This window comes from Streptomyces gamaensis (genome assembly GCF_042656465.1).
In the GTDB taxonomy this organism is placed as follows: domain Bacteria; phylum Actinomycetota; class Actinomycetes; order Streptomycetales; family Streptomycetaceae; genus Streptomyces; species Streptomyces gamaensis.
Genome location: NZ_JBHSPB010000017.1, coordinates 102391 through 122022, shown reverse-complemented (window position 1 = coordinate 122022; position 19632 = coordinate 102391). Strand labels below are relative to the sequence as shown.

The 19632-nt window shown below is 72.5% G+C and carries 24 protein-coding genes and 1 riboswitch; of the genes, 10 read left to right on the top strand and 14 right to left on the bottom strand.

From position 1 onward, the window contains the following. Positions 1-12: 12 nt before the first annotated feature. A complete protein-coding gene (locus tag ACFP1Z_RS25120) occupies positions 13-417 on the bottom strand; it encodes an SSI family serine proteinase inhibitor (protein ID WP_390319672.1) in 405 nt (134 codons plus the stop codon). Between the two features lie 135 nt (positions 418-552). After that, positions 553-1416, bottom strand: a complete 864-nt coding sequence (locus ACFP1Z_RS25115) for a hypothetical protein (protein ID WP_390319670.1) — start codon at positions 1414-1416, stop codon at positions 553-555. A gap of 147 nt (positions 1417-1563) precedes the next feature. Between ACFP1Z_RS25115 and ACFP1Z_RS25110 the strand changes: the two genes are divergently transcribed. Further along, positions 1564-1962, top strand: a complete 399-nt coding sequence (locus ACFP1Z_RS25110) for an ACT domain-containing protein (protein ID WP_390319669.1) — start codon at positions 1564-1566, stop codon at positions 1960-1962. A 58-nt stretch (positions 1963-2020) separates the two neighbouring features. Here the strand turns inward: ACFP1Z_RS25110 and ACFP1Z_RS25105 are convergent, their stop codons facing one another. Next, entirely contained in the window at positions 2021-2482 is a 462-nt protein-coding gene (locus tag ACFP1Z_RS25105; protein ID WP_390319668.1) for a spore-associated protein A, read from the bottom strand. Between the two features lie 289 nt (positions 2483-2771). On the opposite strand from ACFP1Z_RS25105, the gene ACFP1Z_RS25100 reads away from it, so the two are divergent. Beyond that, entirely contained in the window at positions 2772-3395 is a 624-nt protein-coding gene (locus ACFP1Z_RS25100; protein WP_390319667.1) for a hypothetical protein, read from the top strand. Between the two features lie 67 nt (positions 3396-3462). On the opposite strand, the gene ACFP1Z_RS25095 is transcribed toward ACFP1Z_RS25100, so the two are convergent. Further along, positions 3463-4269, bottom strand: coding sequence for a hypothetical protein (locus tag ACFP1Z_RS25095; RefSeq protein ID WP_390319666.1), 807 nt, complete (start codon positions 4267-4269; stop codon positions 3463-3465). Between the two features lie 287 nt (positions 4270-4556). Here ACFP1Z_RS25095 and ACFP1Z_RS25090 point away from each other — a divergent pair, with 287 nt between their 5' ends. After that, positions 4557-4907 carry a hypothetical protein gene (locus tag ACFP1Z_RS25090; protein WP_390319665.1) on the top strand — a complete coding sequence of 117 codons (351 nt, stop codon included), beginning with the start codon at positions 4557-4559 and terminating at the stop codon, positions 4905-4907. Positions 4908-4985: 78 nt separating this feature from the next. On the opposite strand, the gene ACFP1Z_RS25085 is transcribed toward ACFP1Z_RS25090, so the two are convergent. The 8 genes from ACFP1Z_RS25085 to ACFP1Z_RS25050 all read right to left on the bottom strand — a co-directional run bounded on the left by ACFP1Z_RS25085 (position 4986) and on the right by ACFP1Z_RS25050 (position 11920). Next, entirely contained in the window at positions 4986-6584 is a 1599-nt protein-coding gene (locus ACFP1Z_RS25085; protein ID WP_390319663.1) for an alpha/beta hydrolase, read from the bottom strand. A gap of 174 nt (positions 6585-6758) precedes the next feature. Then, on the bottom strand, positions 6759-7583 hold the full coding sequence (locus ACFP1Z_RS25080) for an urease accessory protein UreD (RefSeq protein ID WP_390319662.1): 825 nt from the start codon (positions 7581-7583) through the stop codon (positions 6759-6761). After that, positions 7580-8278 carry an urease accessory protein UreG gene (gene ureG, locus ACFP1Z_RS25075; protein WP_390319661.1) on the bottom strand — a complete coding sequence of 233 codons (699 nt, stop codon included), beginning with the start codon at positions 8276-8278 and terminating at the stop codon, positions 7580-7582. The genes ACFP1Z_RS25080 and ureG overlap by 4 nt, the downstream gene beginning before the upstream one ends. Before the next feature lie 46 nt (positions 8279-8324). Next, positions 8325-9089 (bottom strand): urease accessory protein UreF, encoded by a 765-nt coding sequence (locus ACFP1Z_RS25070; RefSeq protein WP_390319660.1) that lies wholly within the window; start codon positions 9087-9089, stop codon positions 8325-8327. Further along, positions 9089-10810, bottom strand: a complete 1722-nt coding sequence (locus tag ACFP1Z_RS25065) for an urease subunit alpha (RefSeq protein WP_390319659.1) — start codon at positions 10808-10810, stop codon at positions 9089-9091. Before ACFP1Z_RS25065 ends, ACFP1Z_RS25070 begins: the two co-directional genes overlap by 1 nt. Further along, positions 10803-11114: an urease subunit beta gene (locus ACFP1Z_RS25060; protein WP_390319658.1), complete on the bottom strand. Its 312-nt coding sequence runs from the start codon at positions 11112-11114 to the stop codon at positions 10803-10805. Before ACFP1Z_RS25060 ends, ACFP1Z_RS25065 begins: the two co-directional genes overlap by 8 nt. A 13-nt stretch (positions 11115-11127) precedes the next feature. Continuing rightward, the gene (locus ACFP1Z_RS25055) at positions 11128-11430 is read right to left on the bottom strand and encodes an urease subunit gamma (protein WP_390319657.1); all 303 of its coding nucleotides are present in this window, start codon (positions 11428-11430) and stop codon (positions 11128-11130) included. 193 nt (positions 11431-11623) lie between these two features. After that, positions 11624-11920, bottom strand: a complete 297-nt coding sequence (locus ACFP1Z_RS25050; RefSeq protein WP_390319656.1) for a type II toxin-antitoxin system Phd/YefM family antitoxin — start codon at positions 11918-11920, stop codon at positions 11624-11626. Positions 11921-12010: 90 nt separating this feature from the next. On the opposite strand from ACFP1Z_RS25050, the gene ACFP1Z_RS25045 reads away from it, so the two are divergent. The 3 genes from ACFP1Z_RS25045 to ACFP1Z_RS25035 all read left to right on the top strand — a co-directional run bounded on the left by ACFP1Z_RS25045 (position 12011) and on the right by ACFP1Z_RS25035 (position 13906). Continuing rightward, on the top strand, positions 12011-12643 hold the full coding sequence (locus ACFP1Z_RS25045; RefSeq protein ID WP_390319655.1) for an ATP-dependent Clp protease proteolytic subunit: 633 nt from the start codon (positions 12011-12013) through the stop codon (positions 12641-12643). 2 nt (positions 12644-12645) lie between these two features. Then, positions 12646-12963, top strand: a complete 318-nt coding sequence (locus ACFP1Z_RS25040) for a hypothetical protein (RefSeq protein WP_390319721.1) — start codon at positions 12646-12648, stop codon at positions 12961-12963. A 297-nt stretch (positions 12964-13260) separates the two neighbouring features. Then, positions 13261-13429, top strand: a riboswitch (cyclic di-AMP (ydaO/yuaA leader). A 3-nt stretch (positions 13430-13432) separates the two neighbouring features. Then, a complete protein-coding gene (locus ACFP1Z_RS25035; protein ID WP_390319654.1) occupies positions 13433-13906 on the top strand; it encodes a C40 family peptidase in 474 nt (157 codons plus the stop codon). Between the two features lie 94 nt (positions 13907-14000). Here ACFP1Z_RS25035 and ACFP1Z_RS25030 read toward each other — a convergent pair whose 3' ends face one another. Next, positions 14001-14456, bottom strand: coding sequence for an ATP-binding protein (locus ACFP1Z_RS25030; protein ID WP_390319653.1), 456 nt, complete (start codon positions 14454-14456; stop codon positions 14001-14003). A 240-nt stretch (positions 14457-14696) separates the two neighbouring features. Here ACFP1Z_RS25030 and ACFP1Z_RS25025 point away from each other — a divergent pair, with 240 nt between their 5' ends. Together ACFP1Z_RS25025 and ACFP1Z_RS25020 are read left to right on the top strand one after the other, a co-directional pair. Further along, positions 14697-15566, top strand: coding sequence for a helix-turn-helix domain-containing protein (locus ACFP1Z_RS25025; RefSeq protein ID WP_390319652.1), 870 nt, complete (start codon positions 14697-14699; stop codon positions 15564-15566). Between the two features lie 9 nt (positions 15567-15575). Then, positions 15576-15863 (top strand): DUF397 domain-containing protein, encoded by a 288-nt coding sequence (locus ACFP1Z_RS25020; protein ID WP_390319651.1) that lies wholly within the window; start codon positions 15576-15578, stop codon positions 15861-15863. Here the strand turns inward: ACFP1Z_RS25020 and ACFP1Z_RS25015 are convergent. Beyond that, complete coding sequence (locus tag ACFP1Z_RS25015) at positions 15775-16968, bottom strand: 8-amino-7-oxononanoate synthase (protein ID WP_390319650.1); 1194 nt, start codon at positions 16966-16968, stop codon at positions 15775-15777. The genes ACFP1Z_RS25020 and ACFP1Z_RS25015 overlap by 89 nt on opposite strands. A gap of 173 nt (positions 16969-17141) precedes the next feature. On the opposite strand from ACFP1Z_RS25015, the gene bioB reads away from it, so the two are divergent. Together bioB and ACFP1Z_RS25005 are read left to right on the top strand one after the other, a co-directional pair. Beyond that, positions 17142-18293: a biotin synthase BioB gene (gene bioB / locus ACFP1Z_RS25010; RefSeq protein ID WP_390319649.1), complete on the top strand. Its 1152-nt coding sequence runs from the start codon at positions 17142-17144 to the stop codon at positions 18291-18293. Further along, on the top strand, positions 18286-19590 hold the full coding sequence (locus ACFP1Z_RS25005) for an adenosylmethionine--8-amino-7-oxononanoate transaminase (RefSeq protein WP_390319648.1): 1305 nt from the start codon (positions 18286-18288) through the stop codon (positions 19588-19590). The genes bioB and ACFP1Z_RS25005 overlap by 8 nt, the downstream gene beginning before the upstream one ends. Positions 19591-19632 lie beyond the last annotated feature (42 nt).

The window sequence follows — 19632 nt, the reverse complement described above, 5'->3', positions numbered from 1 at the left end:
TCCTGGGTCCGCTCAGAACAGGAAGACCGGGCCCATCGCGGCGACGAGCGCGCAGCCGTTGGGGAAGGTGTGGCGCCAGGAGACATGGTGGCCGCCCCAGTCCCCCTCGGCGGTCGCGGTGACGGGATCGTACTCGCGGGTGCACATGCGCTCCTCGCCGCGCACCTGGTCCAGCTCCCCGTGGGCGTCGGCCAGCCGCTCGCACGCCTCGGTCCGGTGCGGGTGATGGCCTTCGCCGCCGGGGCAGTTGAGCTGGATGCCGCGGATCCAGGTGTTCTGGGAGCCGGACACGGTCAGGAACAGCCGGCCGTGTTCGGCGCCGCCCGTGGCCGCCACGGGCGGCGCCGGGCCGAGCAGGACGACGGCAACGGCGGCCGCCACGGCGGCAGTACGTGCGGTAGCTGTGGGTACGGACATGGGTGTGCCTCCCGGGACACGAGGGTGCGCCGGTAGGCCACCGCGCACGGCCGTACCGGGCAAGCGTCCGCACCCTGCGGGTCGCCCGGGTGGCGGCGGGGGCTCACCCGGGCGGCCCGCGCTCCGGCGGGCGGGTCAGACCTTTTCGCGGCCACGCGTGGGGGTGCCGGCGGTGCCGCCGCCGGCCAGCTTCCCGAGTTTGGAGACATCGATGGACTCGGACTCGGCGGGGGCCGTCACCGTGACCGGCTTGTCCCAGTCGGTGAACGTCATCGTCCCGGCTTCCTCGCCGGTCTTGCTCATCTTGAGCAGGTACGGCTTGCCCGTGGCGGCCACGTGGACGGTCTTCCCCTCGTTGTTGGCCAGCGGCAGAGCCGACTGCCCGTCGAGCGTCGTGAGCTCGCCCTTGGTCCAGCGTCCCCCGCTGCCGGCTTCCTCGGTGAACTGCTTCCGGACCACGGCGAGATTGCACATCTCGGCGAACTCCTTGAGGTCGCCGTCCTCCACGGTGCCGTGCAGGTAACGACCCTTGAACAGCTCGCCCACGGCTTCGCCTTCCGGGCCCATGTTCTTGAAGTAGGCCTCGTCCGGCTTCATCCAGAACTTCTCGCCCATGCCGATGACCTGGAGCTGGGCGCCCTCGGCGCTGATCGTTCCGGTGCAGTTGCCCTTGGTGTCCAGCGCGAGGTCCATCTTCATGGCCTGCGGCTTGCCGTTCTCCTCCATCGTGATGTCGGCCTTCATCCGGACCGACGAGGCGGACAGCATCGCCTGCTTGGCCTTCTCGGATATCTCCTTCGCCGACAGCCCCTGCAACTCATTGCGCGGCTTCGCCGGCTGCGAAGGGCTCGCGCCGGCACCGCTCTTCGCGCCCGTCGTGTCGGCGCCCTTCTCCACGGCCTTCGTGGCGCCGCCGCCCCCACCGCACGCCGTGACCCCCACCATCGCCGCGACGCTCGCGCATGCCGCTGCCACCACGACGCCGTACTTCCGTGCCATACCGGCGGACCCACCCTCGTTGTGTGTATCAGTGCCTTATTCCGGCCTTATCCCGCACACCCTACGTCGGGGGTCCGACACTCCGTCACGGAGCCTCCCCGTGCGGCCTGTCCGGACAGAACACCCCCCTCGCATAGTCTTGCGGCCATGAGCGGCGAGAAAGACCTTCAGAAACTGCTGACCGGCATGCGCCCCGAACTCAACCCGGGCCGGTATGTCTTCACCACCGTCGAGGGCGACGTCCCCTCCGGTATCACGCCCGTCGTGACGGTCGACGAGCCGGAGGGCATGACGCTGGTCGCCCCGCTGCACGAGGCCGACGCGGCGGGGCTGGGCTACGACTACGTGGCGGGCTGGATCACGCTGCGCGTGCACTCGGCGCTGGACGCCGTCGGCCTGACCGCCGCCGTGGCCCAGGCCCTCGCCCAGGCGGGCCTGAGCTGCAACGTGGTCGCGGGCTTCCACCACGACCACCTCTTCGTCCCCTACGACCGGGCCCAGGAGGCGGTCGACCTGCTGCAGACCCTCGCCCGGCAGTCGGGCTGAGCCGGGGGACGACGCGAGGGTGCCCCGGCCCGCGGCGGGCCGGGGCACCTCAGCGGGCCTATCGCCCGGTCTGGGCCAGGGTGCCGCAGTTTGTCTTGTAACGGGCCACGACGTAGCCGTCGATCTCGCCGCCCCAGTCGACGCACTTGCCCTTGGCGTCCAGGTAGACCGGCCCCGAGTACGCTCTGTAGAAGCCGTACTGTTCCTGCTTCGACTTCAGGTCGTTGTTGCGCTGGAGCCAGGAGCCCACCCACAGCGGCGAGGCGGTCGAGCTGTTCCGCTTGGTGACCACGCAGTTCTTGCCGGTGGCGGAGTTGTAGGCCAGGTAGACCGTCCCGCGGCCGGGGATCGGGATCTGGTTGACCTGCGCGTATCCGGTGCCGCACTCCTTGTTGTACGTGGCGGTGGCACCGGCCGGAGCGGCGGCGGCCGTCCCGGTCCCCGCCACCAGCGCGGTGGCGGTCGTAGCTGCGGCGAGCAGCGCGGCTCCCGCAACGCGGGCACGTACAGCACGCTTCACTGTGTCCTCCGTGGAAGTCTCAAGTCGCAGTGCCGGTTGGTGGATGTACGCGGGACGGCCGTCTCCGTACCCACCCAGACACTCCACACTCCCAAGAGGTTGCGCACCTCTTCATCCCCACCACGCAGAACCGGCCACCATCCGCGGGACCAAGGGCCCTAGTCATGATGGGTCGTCATCTGATGGCTTTTGTCCATGACTGAAGATCTGCTTCATTGCCGTCACGGAAGCGACACACGCATGGAAAGGCCTCGCACGGAGAAGGACTCGGCTCAGGAACGGATGTCTCATGTTCGGTGATCTCGTCCGCTCCGCCGCCCAGAAGCCGTCGCAGCCGACGACCGCGCCTCCGTCGCCGCAGCCGGCGGCGACCCCCTCGTACAACACCGGCGTCGGCGCGCTCACGAGTGCGCTCATGCGTAACCTGCCGAACTTCGTCCGCATTCGCTCGGCCCCCGCGCCGGCCGACGGCAGCCGGCCGCGGGACGCCATCGTGGACGGTATCCAGGACTTCCTCCACGCGGCGCGCGCGGACGGCACGATCGGCCCCGAACCGGTCGTCGGCGACTCCGTCGCGTCCTCCGTCTCCGCGTTCCGCATGCTGTGCGGGGAACACGGCGCGGGAGCCGTGGACGCCGAACTCGATGTCCGCAAGAACCCGGCACTGAAAAGCCTGCTGCTCCGACCGGGGACGAATCCCGAGGCCCAGGCCGACTTCTCCGCACACGAGCTGGCCGCCTGGAACAAGATCCACACGCAGAACCCGACGGTGGCCACAAGCGTCGCCACAGGACTGGGCCTTGCCGACCGCGTGACGCTCCAGAGCTGGGCGCACCAGCTCAACCGACTACCGCGCACCCGGGAGGAAATTCCGGACCTGAAGCGCAATACGGACGCACCGCCGTGGATGTGAGCGGAGTCGGAGGCCGGCGCGCGGTGCGTCTTCCGGCCCTGGTGGCGGCGACGTTTGCGGCTGGCTGTCAGGCCGCCAGGGAGTCGCGGATCGCCTGGGCGAGTTGGTGCGGGTGCGCGGTTGCCAGTCTCACGGGGAGCTCGGCCCAGATGTCGTAGGAGACAGTGCCGTGCTTCGTCGGCCTGCCGTCGGACAGACGGATCATGGTCCAGCAGCAGTCGCCGCGGTGGAAGTTGTACTTCTCGCCCTCGTGCAGGATGTCGATGTCGCAGCCGCAGCCGAACCCGTCCTCGTCGTCCGGGTCGTACGCGCCCGGCTCGTGGTGCACGTTCAGCGTCGCGTCCTCGCCCAGCAGCCCGGCCAGGGCGACGAAGGCCTCGTGCACGTCCTGCGGCAGCGTGACGTTCGACGGCGTCGCCTGCAGGGCGTGCACGCTGCTGTGCGCATGGCCGGTGACGACAGCTTCGAGTTGGCGCGCTGCTTCTCCCAGGTGTCCGACCGCATCGGCGAGCGCACCGGCCGGTGCGGCCCCGGCTGTCGTGCTGTCGTCAGTACGGCCCGCGTCCCCGCGGTCGGCCATGGCGCCGAGGACGCGCTGCATGCCGCGCAAAGAGTCGGCTGTGGCGGACAGTTGGGCGAAGAGGGCCGAGGCGACCGTGGCCGCCTGCTGCGGTGTGTACAGCGCCCATGGGTGGTCCAGGGCCCGGGTGACGGCTTCGGACGCCTCCGCTGCCGCGCACGCCATCTCGATGGTGAGCGTGGGGTCGGTCAGATAACCGCCCTCGACCACTGAGCGGATGTCGGTGACGAACTCGTTGTCCTCCCCGGCGGTCGTGACATACGGAGCACGCCAGTCCGGCAACGCGTCGCTCACAGGTGCTCTCCTTTGCCGTCAGATGCAGTTCAAGCACCGTACCGGACTGCTCTGTTGCGACGAGCCCACGTCAGTGGGCCGGGCCGGACGCAGACTCCGGCGGCCAGGCCGTGGGACCTCGTGCTTGAGATCCTGACCGGCCACGACGCCCGCAGCCCCGCGTCCGGCCGGCCGGCCTGCCGCAGTCGCCTCCCACCCCTGTGAGTGATTGCGGCAACTGTCCCCGCCATCAGAGGATTTCCGACAGATCACGCATACCACGGCAGCGACCGCACCTGGAGGCCACCTTGCCGTCCCAGCCCTGGCTCGCCCGCATCAGCAGCGTCATCGGGTCACTGGGCCTGGCGCTCCTCCTGTCGACAACGGCCTCGGCGGGGGTCCTGAGCCCGTGCACGTTGCAGATCACGCACAGCGACGGCGGTGTCAGCACACGCCAGGTCACCGCCGGGCAATGCGCCAACAACTCGATCCCCCAGGGCGTCACCCAGATCGCCGTGGGGAACGGCACGGGCCAGGGCAGGCTGACCGCCTTCCAGTCCCGCAACTGCACGGGCAGCGTCGTCGGGCAGGGCCCGAGCCCCGTCTTCTTCAGCCCGCCCGCCAGCGTCGGCTCGGTCCGCATCGACTCCTGCCCCTGACCCACGGATCCACACGCGGCGGCGCCCCGGAGTCCCCACTCCGGGGCGCCGCCGCCGATATCCGCCCTGGCCGCAGGCCTACTTCGCGGCCTTCGCCGGCTCCGGTGTCGCGTGCGGGGCGCACACGACGTCCCGGTCGTCGACCTTGCCGGTCAGCAGGTAGGTGTCGACGCGGGAGTTGATGCAGGGGTTGACCAGGCCGGTGACGCCGTGGGAGCCGGCGTCCTTCTCCGTGATCAGGCGGGAGCCCCGGAAGCGCTGGTGGAGTTCGACGGCGCCGGCGTAGGGGGTGGCGGCGTCGCGGGTGGACTGGACGATGAGGGTCTGCGGGAGGCCCTTGTGGGTGGTGACCTCGACGGGGTTCTGCTGCGGTGCCCGCCAGGTGGCGCAGGGCAGGTTCATCCAGGCGTTGGCCCACGTCATGAAGGGGGCCTTGCGGGCGACGCGGGTGTTGTCGCGGTCCCACTTGGCCCAGCTGGTGGGCCACTTGGCGTCGGCGCACTCGACGGCGGTGTAGACGGCGTTGCTGTTCTCCGCCGCGATGTTGCCCGCGGTGTTGGTGAGGTCCGGGCCCGCGGCCTGGATCAGCGGCTTCTCGTCACCGGCGACGTACTTGCTCCAGGTCTCGGCGACCGGCACCCAGGAGGAGTCGTAGTAGGCCGCGCTCTGGAAGTAGTTGACGAGCTCGGCCGGGCCGACGACGCCGCCGATGGGCTTCTTCTTGGCGGTGGCGCGGATCTTCTCCCAGCCGCGCTGGACGGCGGCCTGAGTCGTGCCGAGGTGGAAGACGTCGTCGTGCTGGGCGACCCAGTTCTCCCAGTCCTTGAAGCGGCCCTCGAAGGCGATGTCCTGCTCCAGGTTGGCCTGGTACCAGATGTTGTCCTGGGCCGGGTTGACGACGCTGTCGACGACCATGCGGCGGACGTGGCCGGGGAAGAGGGTGCCGTAGACGGCGCCGAGGTAGGTGCCGTAGGAGACGCCGAGGTAGTTGAGCTTCTTCTCGCCGAGGGCGGCGCGGACGACGTCGATGTCGCGGGCGGTGTTGGGCGTGGTGAGGTACGGCAGGAGGTCTCCGCTGCGCTGGGCGCAGCCGTCCGCGTAGGCGCGGGCGAGCCGGCGCTGGGCGCGCTTGTCGGCCTCGCTGTCCGGCACCGGGTCGGGCTTGGGGGCCTTGACGAACTGCTGCGGGTCGACGCAGGAGATGGGCGCGGAGTGGCCCACGCCGCGCGGGTCGAAGCCGACGAAGTCGTACGCCTTGGCGGTGTTGGCCCACAGCGGGCTCTTGGCGGTGATGCGGCGCGGGAACTTCATCCCGGAGCCGCCGGGGCCGCCGGGGTTGTAGACCAGTGAGCCCTGGCGCTCGCTCGCGGTGCCGGTGGAGCGGGCGCGGTCGACGGCGATCTTGATGGTGCGGCCGTAGGGCCTGGCGTAGTCGACCGGGACGGTGACGAACCCGCACTGGATGGGCTTCTCCAGGCCCCAGTCGGCGGGGCAGTCCTGCCAGTCGATGCCCGCTTTGGCAGCCCGCTCGGCGGCGATCCGCACGCCCCGCGCCTCGGCGGCGCCGCCCGGCACCCGCTGCTCGTCGGCGCCGGCCGTCGGGGCGGTCAGCAGCCCGGCGACCAGCGCGCCGGTCACCACGGTGCCGGCCGCGCCGAGTATGGAAGTTGGTCTCACGTGGGAATCCCCCTGCTGGGTGCGCCGCTCGACGCGGCGGTGATCGCGTTGTTGCAGGTCGGATCCTCCCGTCTTCCCCGACACCAAGGACAGGCCGCACGGGTGTTTCTTTACTAATCCGTAAGGATGACGACACACGGCACGCCTCGCGTGCCGCACTTCGCCACAGCCGCATCAATTCCCCTGTATCGCGGCATCTGTTGCGAAGAAGTACGTTTCGAGTAGCCGGAGGTCGAGTGCCGTGCGCAGCCGGAGCGCGTCGGGGGCCACCGCGCTCACCACGGCCGCCGGTCCGGCGAGCGGGGAGAGCACGGCGCCCGGTCCGAGGACGCGCGGGGCGCGGGGCCGCTCCTCGAAGGCCGGGTCGACGACGAGGAGTTGGCCCACCGCGCGGTGCCCGCCGAGGACGGCGCCGCCGTCCCAGCCGGCCTCCCCGGGCCCGTAGCCGAGCTCCTGGTCGTAGAGCACCCGGCCCGCGCGGCGGACGGTGAGGCGGGCCCGCAGCCGGCCGGGCGGCTCCCCGGTCCGGCCGAGGACCTGTTCCTCGCGGAGCACCAGGCGGGCGGTGGGGGCGAGTTCGACCCGGGTGGTCGTGCGCAGGTCGCTGCCGCGGGCGGAGATCAGCGGTTCGGGCAGCCAGTGCAGGGTGGCGCCGTCGCCGACCCGCAGGTGTGTGTCGTACGTGGCGGGTGCGCCGGTGCGGCCGGGCAGGGCGAGGGTGGCGGCCGTGGTGGTGAAGGCGAGTGCCGCCCCGTCCCGCACCTCGGCGGTCAGGGCGAGGAGGTCGCCGCCGAGGGGGGCGCTCATGGCGCCGACGAGGGCGACGCGGGCGCCGGGCCCCGGCGCGCGCAGCCGGCGCAGCGCGAAGGGGCCCGCGCCGTCGAGCACGGGCAGTGCCGTGCCGCCCCGCCCGTCGGGGGCGGCGACGATCCGGGCGGCGGCGCGCAGGCCGGAGGGCGCGTGCGGCGCGGCGGCGGGCGCCTGGGGGGCGGTGGTCACCGGTCGGCGGCGGTCCAGGCCGCGAGCCGCTCGCGGACCCAGTCGCGGACGGGCGCCACGCCGTCCTCGTCCTTGAGCGAGGTGAACACGACCGGCAGGCCGCCGCGTTGGGCCTTGGCGTCGCGGGCCATGCCCTGAAGGTCGACGCCCACGTACGGCGCGAGGTCGGTCTTGTTCACCACGAGGAGGTCGGCGGTGGTGATGCCGGGGCCGCCCTTGCGCGGGATGTCGTCGCCGCCCGCGACGTCGATGACGAAGATCTGCGCGTCGACGAGGCCCTTGGAGAAGGTGGCGGTGAGGTTGTCGCCGCCGGACTCGACGAGCACGAGGTCGAGGGGGCCCACGCTCTCCTCCAGGTCCTCGACGGCTTCGAGGTTGGCGGATATGTCGTCGCGGATCGCGGTGTGCGGGCAGGCGCCGGTCTCGACGGCGGTGATGCGCTCGGGCGGCAGCACGGCGTTGCGCAGCAGGAATTCGGCGTCCTCGCGGGTGTAGATGTCGTTGGTGACGACGGCGAGGGACAGCTCCTCGCGCAGCACCCGGCACAGCGCGGCCACGGTCGCGGTCTTGCCGGATCCGACGGGTCCGCCGAGGCCGATCCGCAGGGCGCGCCGGCTGCCGTCGGGCCGGTACGGCTCCGGGGCGCTGTGGGTGTGGCGGTGCGGGAACGTGCCGTCGGAGTGGTCGAGATGCATGGGGTCTGCCTTCCGGGAAGCGGTCGGGGCGGGCGGGGTCGCGCCCCTAGGTGGCGAAGAGGCGTACGGGCCAGGCCGCGTGCTCCTCCGCGGTGATGTCGAGCAGCGGGGCGGAGCGGGCGGGCAGGACCTCCACGCCCTCATGGACGGCCCGTGCCGCGGCTTCGGCGGCCTGCGCGGCGACCAGGTCCGATTCCCCGGCCAGGCGGGCGAGGACGCCGGTCGCGGCGAAGGGGTCGAGGCCCAGCAGCCGGACCACGGCCGTGGCCGGTCCGCTCACACAGTCGTGGGCGGCGGCCTGGGTGGCGTCGAGCGGCGTCAGTCCCGCGGCGCGGGCGGCGAGGCCGAGCACGACCGGCTGGTGGGCGCCCCGGGGCCGGGCGGCCGCGAGGGCGTCGAGTTCGGGGGCGGGCCACGCGGCCCGTACGGCCCGTACCAGTTGCCGGCCCAGGCGGCGGGACGCCGCGCGCAGGGCCGGTGAGGGGGTACGCGCGTCGGCGGCCGCGTCCAGTTCCAGGGGGTCGAGGCCGGCGGCCGCGGCGGCCGCGAGGGCGGCGGCGGTCAGCCCGGCGGTGTGCAACCGCCCCCGGCAGAAGGCTTCCAGGGTGTCCGCGTCGTGGATCCGCCCGGCCTTGACGGCGGCCTCGGCGCCGCCGGAGTGCGCGTGTCCCCCGGCGGGGAACCGCCCGTCGGCGAGCACGAGGAGGGCGGCACGCAGCCCGGCGAGCGGTACGGGCGCGGGGAGCGGCGGCACCTCCGGCGCGCGAGCGCCCGCCGCGCGGCCGGCTGCGGCATCCGTCGTGACACTCATCAGAACAGGAAGTACCGCTGGGCCATGGGCAGTTCCTCCGCGGGCCGCGCCTCCACTGTCTCCCCGTCGATGGTCACGGTGAAGGTGTCCGGGTCGACCTCCACGCGCGGCCGGGCGTCGTTGTTGCGCATGTCCGCCTTGGTCACGCCGCGCGTGGAGCGGATGGGGACGAAGCGCTTGCCGAGGTCGAGGCGTTCGGGGAGGCCGTCGTCCATGGCCCACTGGGTCACGAAGTTCAGCGAGCCGGCCGCCGGAGCGCGGCCCGTCGCGCCGAACATGGGCCGGGCGAGGACGGGTTGCGGGGTGGGGATGGAGGCGTTGGCGTCGCCCATCTGCGCGTACGCGATCTGGCCGCCCTTGACGACCAGGTACGGCTTGACGCCGAAGAACGCCGGTTCCCACAGGACCAGGTCGGCGAGTTTGCCGGTCTCGACGGAGCCGATCTCGTGGTCGAGGCCCTGGGCGACGGCGGGGTTGATCGTGTACTTGGCGACGTAGCGGCGCGCGCGCCGGTTGTCGGCCGCGCCGTCGCCGGGCAGGGCGCCGCGCCGCCGCTTCATGACGTGGGCGGTCTGCCAGGTGCGCAGCACGACCTCGCCGATGCGGCCCATGGCCTGGGAGTCGGAGGAGATGATCGAGATGGCGCCGAGGTCGTGCAGGACGTCCTCGGCGGCGATGGTGCCGGGCCGGATGCGGGACTCGGCGAAGGCGAGGTCCTCGGGGACGGCCGGGTTGAGGTGGTGGCAGACCATCAGCATGTCGAGGTGCTCGTCGACGGTGTTGACGGTGTGCGGGCGGGTGGGGTTGGTGGAGCTGGGCAGGACGTTGGGCTGGGAGACGACGGTGATGATGTCGGGTGCGTGTCCGCCGCCGGCGCCCTCGGTGTGGTAGGCGTGGACGGACCGCCCGGCGACGGCGGCGAGGGTGTCGGCGACGAAGCCCGCCTCGTTGAGGGTGTCGGTGTGGATGGCGAGCTGGGCGCCGCTCTCCTCGCACACGTCCAGGCAGGTGCCGATGACGGCGGGGGTGGCCCCCCAGTCCTCGTGGATCTTGAATCCGACGGCGCCGCCGCGCAGTTGGGCGCGCAGCGCGTCGTAGGAGACGGTGTTGCCCTTGCCGAGCAGGCCGATGTTGACGGGGTGGCCCTCCAGTGCCTCGAACATCCGGGCAAGGTGCCAGGAGCCGGGGGTGACGGTGGTGGCCTTGCTGCCCTCGGCGGGGCCGGTGCCGCCGCCGAGGAGGGTGGTGACTCCGGAGGCGAGGGCCTCGTCGGCGGCCTGGGGGCACAGGAAGTGGACGTGGGCGTCGATCGCGCCGGCGGTCAGGATCCGTCCGTTGCCGGCGATGATCTCGGTCTCGGGGCCGATGACGAGGTCGGGGTGGACGCCGTCCATGATGTCGGGGTTGCCGGCCTTGCCGATGCCGGTGATCCGGCCGTCGCGGATGCCGATGTCGGCCTTGACCACGCCCCAGTGGTCGAGGACGACGGCGCCGGTGATCACGGTGTCGGGGGCGCCCTCGGCGCGGGTGAGGCGGGACTGGCCCATGGACTCGCGGATGACCTTGCCGCCGCCGAAGACCGCCTCGTCCCCGGCGTGGCCGGGGCCGCCGCTGCGGTCCTCCTCGATCTCGATCAGCAGGTCGGTGTCGGCGAGGCGGACGCGGTCGCCGGCGGTGGGGCCGTAGAGGTCCGCGTAGGCGGCGCGGCCGAGTTCACGCATCGAGGAGTCCTCCGCACGCGCCGCGCAGTCCTTCGACGACGCGTTTGCCGGCGAGGGGCACGAGCTCGACCTCGACGGGGATGCCGGGTTCGAAGCGCACGGCTGTGCCCGCGGGCACGGCGAGCCGCTTGCCGTGGGCGGCGGCGCGGTCGAAGTCGAGTCCGGGGTTGGCCTCGGCGAAGTGGTAGTGGGAGCCGACCTGGACGGGCCGGTCGGCGGCGTTGAGGACGGTGAGCCGGGTGTGCGGCAGTCCCTCGTTGAGGCGGACGGGCGCGGCGGCGTGCAGGATCTCTCCGGGAATCATGGCGGGAACCCCCTCAGGCGATGGGCTCGTGGACGGTGACGAGCTTGGTGCCGTCGGGGAACGTGGCCTCGACCTGCACGTCGTGGAGCATTTCGGGGATGCCCTCCATGACCTCGTCGCGGGTGAGCACCTTGCGTCCGGAGGACATGAGCTCGGCGACGGTGCGGCCGTCGCGGGCGCCTTCGAGGACGTGGGCGGTGATGAGCGCGACGGCTTCGGGGTGGTTGAGACGAAGGCCGCGGGCGCGGCGTCGTCCGGCGACGTCGGCGGCCACGTGGATGAGCAGTTTCTCCTGCTCGTGCGGGGAAAGTTGCATGCGTCCCACCTCTTTCGATTCGCCGCAGCGGGACCCTATATGAGTTCAACACCCTGTTGACCTGCGGGTCTTGTGCCGGACGCCAGGGATTGCAGATTAGAGCGCAAGCTTTTCCACCGCGTTAACTGACGCTTTGCGAGGCCGTGGTTGATCGGGCGCGGCACCGCGTGCCGCGCCCTTCCGGCCGGGTGCTTCAGGAGGGGGACGGCCCCGTGCCGCCCCGGTGTTCGGCCGTGATGCCGTAGCGGCCCTGTTCGCCGGGAGCGGACGCGAGGGAGCGCACGGCGGAGACGGTGCTGATCACCTCGTCCGGCGAGACGCCCTCGCCCTCGCGCTCCTCCTCCAGTCGCCGCAGGTCGGCGGCGGAGACGAGGGCGACGAGGGGCTTCCCGTGACGCGTGACGACGACCCGCTCGCCGCCGTAGACGACGCGGTTGATCAGGTCCGCCAGTTCGGCTCGCGCTTGCGTCACCGGAATTTCGTAGGCCATGCCCCCATTCTAACGGGACGTACGTCCTGTACATTTTTTACAGAGAGGGTGCGGCACAAGGAGAGGTGCGGCACGGAAAGGGGTGCGGTCATGACGAGGGGCGAAGGCGTGAACACCATCAGCGACGCGCTCGTGGACCCGGCGGGGATCACGACGGACCCGTACGGGAAGCTGCTGTCCGAGCGGATCGTCGTGATCGGCACGGCGATCGACGACACCTGTGCGGGCGACGTGATCGCCCAGCTCATGTACCTGGAGCACGCGGCGCCGGAGCGGGACGTCTCGCTGTACATCAACTCGCCGGGCGGCTCGGTCGAGGCGATGACCGCGATCCACGACACGATGGCGTACGTGTGCTGCGACGTGGAGACCGTCTGCCTCGGGCAGGCCGCCTCCGCCGCCGCGGTGCTGCTGGCGGCCGGCGCTCCGGGCAAGCGGCTCGCGCTGCCCCACGCGCGGTTCGTGCTGCGCCAGCCGTCGCTCGACGGGCCGGTCCGGGGCACGCCCACCGATCTCGGCATCCACGCCGGGGAGTTGGAGCGCGCCCGCGGGACGGTCGAGGCGCTGCTCGCGCGGTACACCGGGCACGGTCCGCAGCGGATCCGGCGGGACACCGAGCGCGAGACCGTGCTCGACGCGGCGGCGGCGAGGGCCTACGGGCTGGTGGACCACGTGGTCACCGGCCGCCGCGAGCAGGCCGCCCGGTTCGGGGCGGGGCGGTGACCGTGCTGCCTCCCGAGCTGCCGCCGCTGCCCGCGCTGACCCGGGCCGAGGGCGAAGTGATCGATTGCTATCTGCACGTACTGGATCTTCTGGGCCGGATCAACCCCGCACGCGCGCACGGCACGTACAGCGGGCTACGGGCGGCGCAGACCCTCGTCGTCGCGGCCGGCCGGCTCCGCGAGGCCTTCGAAGTCATGCACGAAAGGGGCGAACGGGAGTTGCATACGGGCACCTTGGCGCGAGCGATGCGGGTCCTGGACGGCGAACGGCGGGCCGCGCGGGTGACGTTGCCGCCGAGCGAGGGCCCCGGGCACACGTAGCCACACCTAGTACCACTGACGGAGCCGGCCTGGACACCGTGCGGGGGCCGGTCGCTCGCGGGCACGCACAGCCTTCCGGAGTGCCGTACAAGCTCCCAGGCCAGGGGCTCAGCAGGGCCGGGCGAGGAGGGTCAAATCGCCCCGCGTCCACCCGAATTGCCTGGAAGTGATCAACGTCACATACCCCCGGTTCCGGTCGGAATCCGTACCCGGGCTGGGCAAGATCCCGTCGACGACAAGACCCCGCCACCGCGGCGGGGCGGTCCAGGCGGACGCCGAACCCTGCCGCCGCCGGGATGCCGGGTCGAGCGAACTCATCGGCAGGGATGGAGGACCCGAGCACGGCGGGACGACCAAGCGTAGTGCCGGTCGGCCCTTGGGGTGAAGCCGTCTGCACACGGCCGGGCATTCTTCGCCTGCCCGAACCCGACAGGTCATCCTTCACAGGCGGCTGACGAAGGGTAGACGCATGGGCGCGCACAAACGTCCGTCACTGCTGTCCAGGGCCGGGGCTGCCTCGGCCCTCACACTCGCCGCCGTCGGCGCCTCGGTCGTGGTACCGGGCGCGGCGAGCGGCGCCGAGGCCTCCCCGCTGTCCGACCGGGCCCTTGAGATCGCGGCCTCGAAACAGGGCTCCCCGTACCAGTGGGGCGCCACCGGCCCGTACCGCTTCGACTGCTCGGGGCTGACCCTGTACTCCTTCAAGAAGGCCGGCAAGCGGCTGCCGCGCACCGCGGCCCAGCAGTACAACAGCACGCGGCACATCTCCCGGGCCGCGCGCGAACGCGGTGACCTGGTCTTCTTCTTCTCCCACGGGCGCGGTGTCTACCACGTGGGGATATACGCGGGGGACGGCAAGATCTGGCACGCGCCGAAGACCGGGGCGGTGGTCCGCCTGGAGCGGATCTGGACCAACAGCGTCTGGTACGGCCGGGTGGACTGACCACCCGTCGCGCGGCGGCGCCCCGCACGCCGCCGCGCTCCCGTTCCCGGAAGATCCCGAGGACCCCGAAGATCCTTGGATCCTTGGGACTTTGTCAGGCCCCGGTCCGCACCGGAACGCTCCAGGGCAGCCGGATCCACACGGTCTTGCCGCCGTCCTCGGCCGGGGTGAAGAACAGCCTGCCGCCGCGCTCGGCGGCCAGCCAGCGGACGATCACCAGCCCCCGGCCGTTGTCCTGCTGGACCGCGGCGGGCAGCCGCCGGGGGTAGCGGGGGTGGCTGTCGGTGACCCCGACGTACAGCTGGAGACCGTCGTCGACGAGGACGTCGACGGTGAAGGTCGGCGAGTCGCCCCGGGTGTGCAGCACGGCGTTGGTGGCGAGTTCGGAGACGACGAGCCGGACGGTCTCGACGGTGTCCGTGCGGTCCGGCCCGTCCGGCCCCTCGGCACGCGCCCACTCGGCGAGCACCCCCGTGACATAGCGGCGCGCGCGGGACACCGAGGCCGGGGTGCTCGCCAGCGTGACGGTGGCTTCCTGGCGGTCCGCCATGACAGTGTCCCCATTCCGGCGTTTCTCCTCGCGACAGAGTGCCACTGAAATCACCCGGGACGGCGGCGATCGCCAGGATATGCATATATCTGTCGCTCGAAGCGGTGAAGTCTGCGACGGCAGACCGGATTTGGACGGCAGACTGTCCCTCGGCACCGGCCCGGTGGATTCGGCCGGTGCATTCACCGGTGACGGCGACCGGGATTCGATGCCACACGCCCGGTCGGTGAGGAGGGGCCGATGCGGTACGGACCGGCGGTGCGCCGCCGCAAACTCGGGGCGGAGCTGCGCCGTCAGCGCGAACTCGCCGGAATGACGAGCGCGGAGGCGGCGCGCCGGGTCGGCTGGCACCAGTCGAAGGTGAGCCGGATCGAGACGGGCAGCAGTGGCGTGAAGCCCGCGGACGTGGCACTGCTGCTGGACGCCTACGGGGTCGGTGACCCCGAACTGCGGGCGCTGCTGGGGGCGCTGTGCGGCGCGGGGTCGCAGGGCCCGCAGGGGGCGCGGCGCGGCTGGTGGTACGCCTACCGCGATCTGCTGCCGTCCGCGTATCTGGACTTCATCAGCCTGGAGTCGGAGGCCTCGCGGTTACGCACCCTGGAGACGACGGTCGTGCCGGGGCTGCTGCAGACCCCGGCCTACGCCCGCGCCGTGACCCGCGCGGCGCTCGGCGACCCGCCGCCGGAGCAGGTGGAGGAGCTGGTGCGGGTGCGCATGGCACGGCAGTCGGTGCTGCGGGGCCGGCGTCCGCTGGAGCTGTGCGCGGTGCTGGACGAGGCGGTGCTGCGCCATCAGGTCGGCGGGCCGGAGGTCATGGCCGGGCAGCTGGCGCATTTGATGGAGACGGCGTCGCTGCGCCATGTGCGGCTGCATGTCCTGCCGTTCTCCAGCGGCACCCATATCGGCGTCACCGGCCCTTTCGTTATCTTCTCTTTCCCGCGCATTGCTGATCTGGACGTGGTTGTCCTCGACCACTTGACGAGTAGCCTCTACTTGGAGCGGAAAGAAGACCTCCGGGCGTACAGCGAGGCTTTCACCGCGCTGCGCGCGCAGGCCCTCTCGCACGAGAACTCGTTGGATTTCATCGCCGGGATCAACGACGGTCCGTAAGGAGGCACCATGCCCGCGACGCCCCGGTGCTCCCCGTCCCGTCCGGCGCCGCACGGCATCCCCTGGCGGCGCAGCAGTTACAGCACAGGAATGAACAACTGTGTCGAAACGGCTCCGGAGTTGTCCGCTTGGCTGCTCGCCGTGCGCGATTCGAAGAGCGCGTCCGGTCCCGTGCTGCTGTTCCCCCCGGCCGCCTGGTCCTCGTTCGTCACCCACCTGTGCGACAGCCGCTTGCGTCCCGCTCCTCCCCTCGGGCGCCGGGAGCGGTACGGACCACTGTGCCGACGGCTGCCCTGACCTGATCGTCCGTCAGATCGGCGCGGGCGGTGAGGCGCAGCCGGGAGATCCCGTCGGGCACGGACGGCGGACGGAAGCAGCCGACGGCCACGCCCGCCGCCCGGCAGTCGGCGGCCCAGCGCACGGCGGCCGGGGGCGAGGGCGCGTGGACGGCGACCACGGCGGCGTCGGGCCGGGCCGCCGTCAGCCCGGCGTCCGTCACCCGGCGGTGCAGTCCGGCGGCCACGGACCGTACGCGCGCGGCGCGTTCGGGTTCGCGGCGCAGCACCCCGAGGGCGGCCAGGGCGGCCCCGGCCGCGGCGGGGGCGAGCCCGGTGTCGAAGACGAAGGTACGGGCGCTGTTCACGAGCTGGGCGATGACGCGGGCGGGGCCGAGCACCGCACCGCCCTGGGCGCCCAGGGACTTGGAGAGGGTGACGGTGGCGACCACGTCGGGGGCGCCCGCGAGCCCGGCCGCGTGCACCGCTCCCCGGCCGCCCTCGCCCAGGACGCCGAGCCCGTGCGCGTCGTCGACGAGCAGCGCCGCGCCGTACTCCCGGCACACGGCGGCGAGCCCGGGCAGCGGGGCGGCGTCGCCGTCCACGGAGAAGACGGAGTCGGTGACGGCGAGCGCGGGCCCGCCGTGCTCGGCGAGCGTCTTGCGGACCAGGTCGGGAGCGCGGTGCGGGACGACGGCCGTACGGGCGCGGGCGAGCCGGCAGCCGTCGATCAGCGAGGCGTGGTTGCCGGCGTCGGAGACCAGCAGGGCGCCCGCGTGGGCGGGACCGCTCAGCGCGGTGACGGCGGCCAGGTTGGCGGCGTAGCCGGAGGAGAGGACGAGGGCGGCCTCGAAGCCGCAGAACGCGGCGAGTTCCGCCTCCAGTTCGGCGTGCAGCTCGGTGCTGCCGGTGACCAGCCGGGAGCCGGTGGCGCCCGCGCCCCAGCGGCGGGCGGCCGCGGCGGCGGCCTCGGTGACCTCGGGGTGGCGGGCCAGGCCCAGATAGTCGTTGCCGGCCAGATCGGTCACCCGCTCCTGGGCCGGGCGCGGCCGCAGGGTGCGGACGAGACCCGCGGCCCGGCGCCGCTCGTGCTGCTCGTCGATCCAGTCGAACGGGTCCTGGGGCATGGGCCGTCCCTCGTGTGCGCTCCCCGGGAGCGGGCCCGGGTTCTGTGGGGTGTGCATAGAACGTAACGGCCGGTACCCCGGGGCAGGGTGTGGCGATCCACACACCTTTCACCACTGCCGTTGTGCGGTCCCCACCTATGCCGCGGCCCCCGGCGTGCGTAAGGATCTCCGCCATGGACCTGCTGAACACGCTGGTGGACAAGGGGTTGCGCGGCGAGTCGCCGACCCGCGAAGAGGCGCTCGCGGTGCTGGCGACCTCCGACGAGGAGCTGCTCGACGTGGTGGCCGCGGCGGGGAAGGTGCGCCGCAAGTGGTTCGGGCGGCGGGTGAAGCTCAACTACCTCGTCAATCTCAAGTCCGGGCTGTGCCCCGAGGACTGCTCGTACTGCTCGCAGCGGCTGGGCTCGGAGGCGGGCATCCTCAAGTACACCTGGCTCAAACCCGACGAGGCCTCGAAGGCCGCGGCCGCGGGGGTCGCCGGCGGCGCGAAGCGGGTCTGCCTGGTCGCCAGCGGACGCGGGCCGACCGACCGGGACATCGACCGCGTCTCGAAGACCATCGAGGCGATCAAGGAGGAGAACGAGCACGTCGAGGTGTGCGCGTGCCTCGGGCTGCTGTCCGAGGGGCAGGCGGAGCGGCTGCGCGCGGCCGGCGCCGACGCCTACAACCACAACCTCAACACCTCCGAGAACACCTACGGCACCATCACCACCACGCACACCTACGCCGACCGCGTCGAGACCGTGCACCAGGCGCAGGCGGCGGGCCTGTCGGCCTGCTCCGGGCTGATCGCGGGCATGGGCGAGAGCGACGAGGACCTCGTCGACGTGGTCCTCGCGCTGCGCGCCCTGGACCCGGACTCGGTTCCGGTCAACTTCCTCATCCCCTTCGAGGGCACCCCGCTGGCCGAGGAGTGGAATCTCACCCCGCAGCGGGCCCTGCGCATCCTGGCGATGGTGCGCTTCGCCTGCCCGGACGTGGAGGTACGGCTCGCGGGCGGACGCGAGGTGCACCTGCGCTCGCTGCAGCCGCTCGCCCTGCACCTGGCCAACTCCATTTTCCTCGGGGACTACTTGACCAGCGAGGGCCAGGAGGGCAAGGCCGACCTCGCGATGATCGCGGACGCGGGCTTCGAGGTGGAGGGCACCGGCACCACGACCCTGCCGGCCCATCGCGCGGCCGGGGCGGGAACCGGGTGCGGCAGCGCGTGCGGCGACGCTCCGGAGGAGGCCGCGCACGCGGCGGAGGCGGACGGCCGGGCGCGTACGGACCTGGTGGCCGTACGGCGGCGCGGCGCGGGCACGGATCTGCCGCCCAATGCGTGAGCCCCTCTCCCCCGCCGCGCTGCGCGCCCTGGACCGGCAGCACGTCTGGCACCCCTACGGTCCGATGCCCGGCCGCCAGAAGCCGCTGGTCGTCGAGTCCGCCTCCGGGGTACGGCTGCGCCTCGCGGAACCCGCCTTCGGGCAGCGCGAGTTGGTGGACGGGATGTCCTCGTGGTGGTCGGCCGTCCACGGCTACAACCACCCCGTCCTCAACGCGGCCGCCACGGAGCAGCTGGGGCGGATGAGCCATGTGATGTTCGGCGGGCTCACCCACGAGCCCGCCGTGCGGCTCGCCGCCCGGCTGGTGGAGATCACCCCCGAGGGCCTGGAACACGTCTTCCTCGCCGACTCCGGCTCGGTCGCGGTCGAGGTCGCGGTGAAGATGTGCCTGCAGTACTGGCGTTCCACCGGCCGGAGCGGCAAGCGCCGGCTGATGACCTGGCGGGGCGGCTACCACGGGGACACCTGGCAGCCGATGGCCGTGTGCGATCCCGACGGCGGGATGCACGAGCTGTGGTCGGGGCTGCTGCCCCGGCACGTCTTCGCCGACGCGCCCCCGGACGCGCGCGATACGGCGGCGCTGCCCGGGTACGAGGCGCATCTGCGGGAGACGGTCGCCCGGCACGCCCACGAGCTGGCCGCCGTGATCGTCGAGCCCGTGGTGCAGGGCGCGGGCGGCATGCGCTTCCACGACCCGCGGCTGCTGCGGGTGCTGCGGGAGGTCTGCGACGAGCACGACGTGCTGCTCGTCCTCGACGAGATCGCCACCGGATTCGGGCGCACGGGCGCGCTCTTCGCGGCCGACCACGCCGGGATCACCCCCGATGTGCTGTGTCTGGGCAAGGCGCTGACCGGCGGCTATCTGACGATGGCGGCGACGCTGTGCACGCCGCGCGTGGCCGACGGCATCTCCTCGGGCGAGGTGCCGGTGCTCGCGCACGGCCCCACCTTCATGGCCAACCCCCTCGCCGCCGCGGTCTCCTGTGCCTCGGTCGACCTGCTGCTGGGCCAGGACTGGCAGACGGAGGTCAAGCGCGTCGAGGCCGGGCTGCGCGAGGGGCTGGCCGCCGCCGGGCCGCTGCCGGGGGTACGGGACGTGCGGGTGCTCGGCGCGATCGGCGTGGTCCAGCTCGACCACGAGGTCGACGTGGCGGCCGCGACCCGGGCGGCGGTCCGCGCGGGCGTGTGGCTGCGCCCGTTCCGGGACCTGGTGTACACGATGCCGCCGTATGTGACGGGTGACGAGGACGTGGCCCGGATCTGCGCGGCGGTGTGCGCGGCCGCCCGCGAAGGGTGACCGGCCGGGCCCCGGCAGCGACAGAAAGCCGCGACAGAAAGA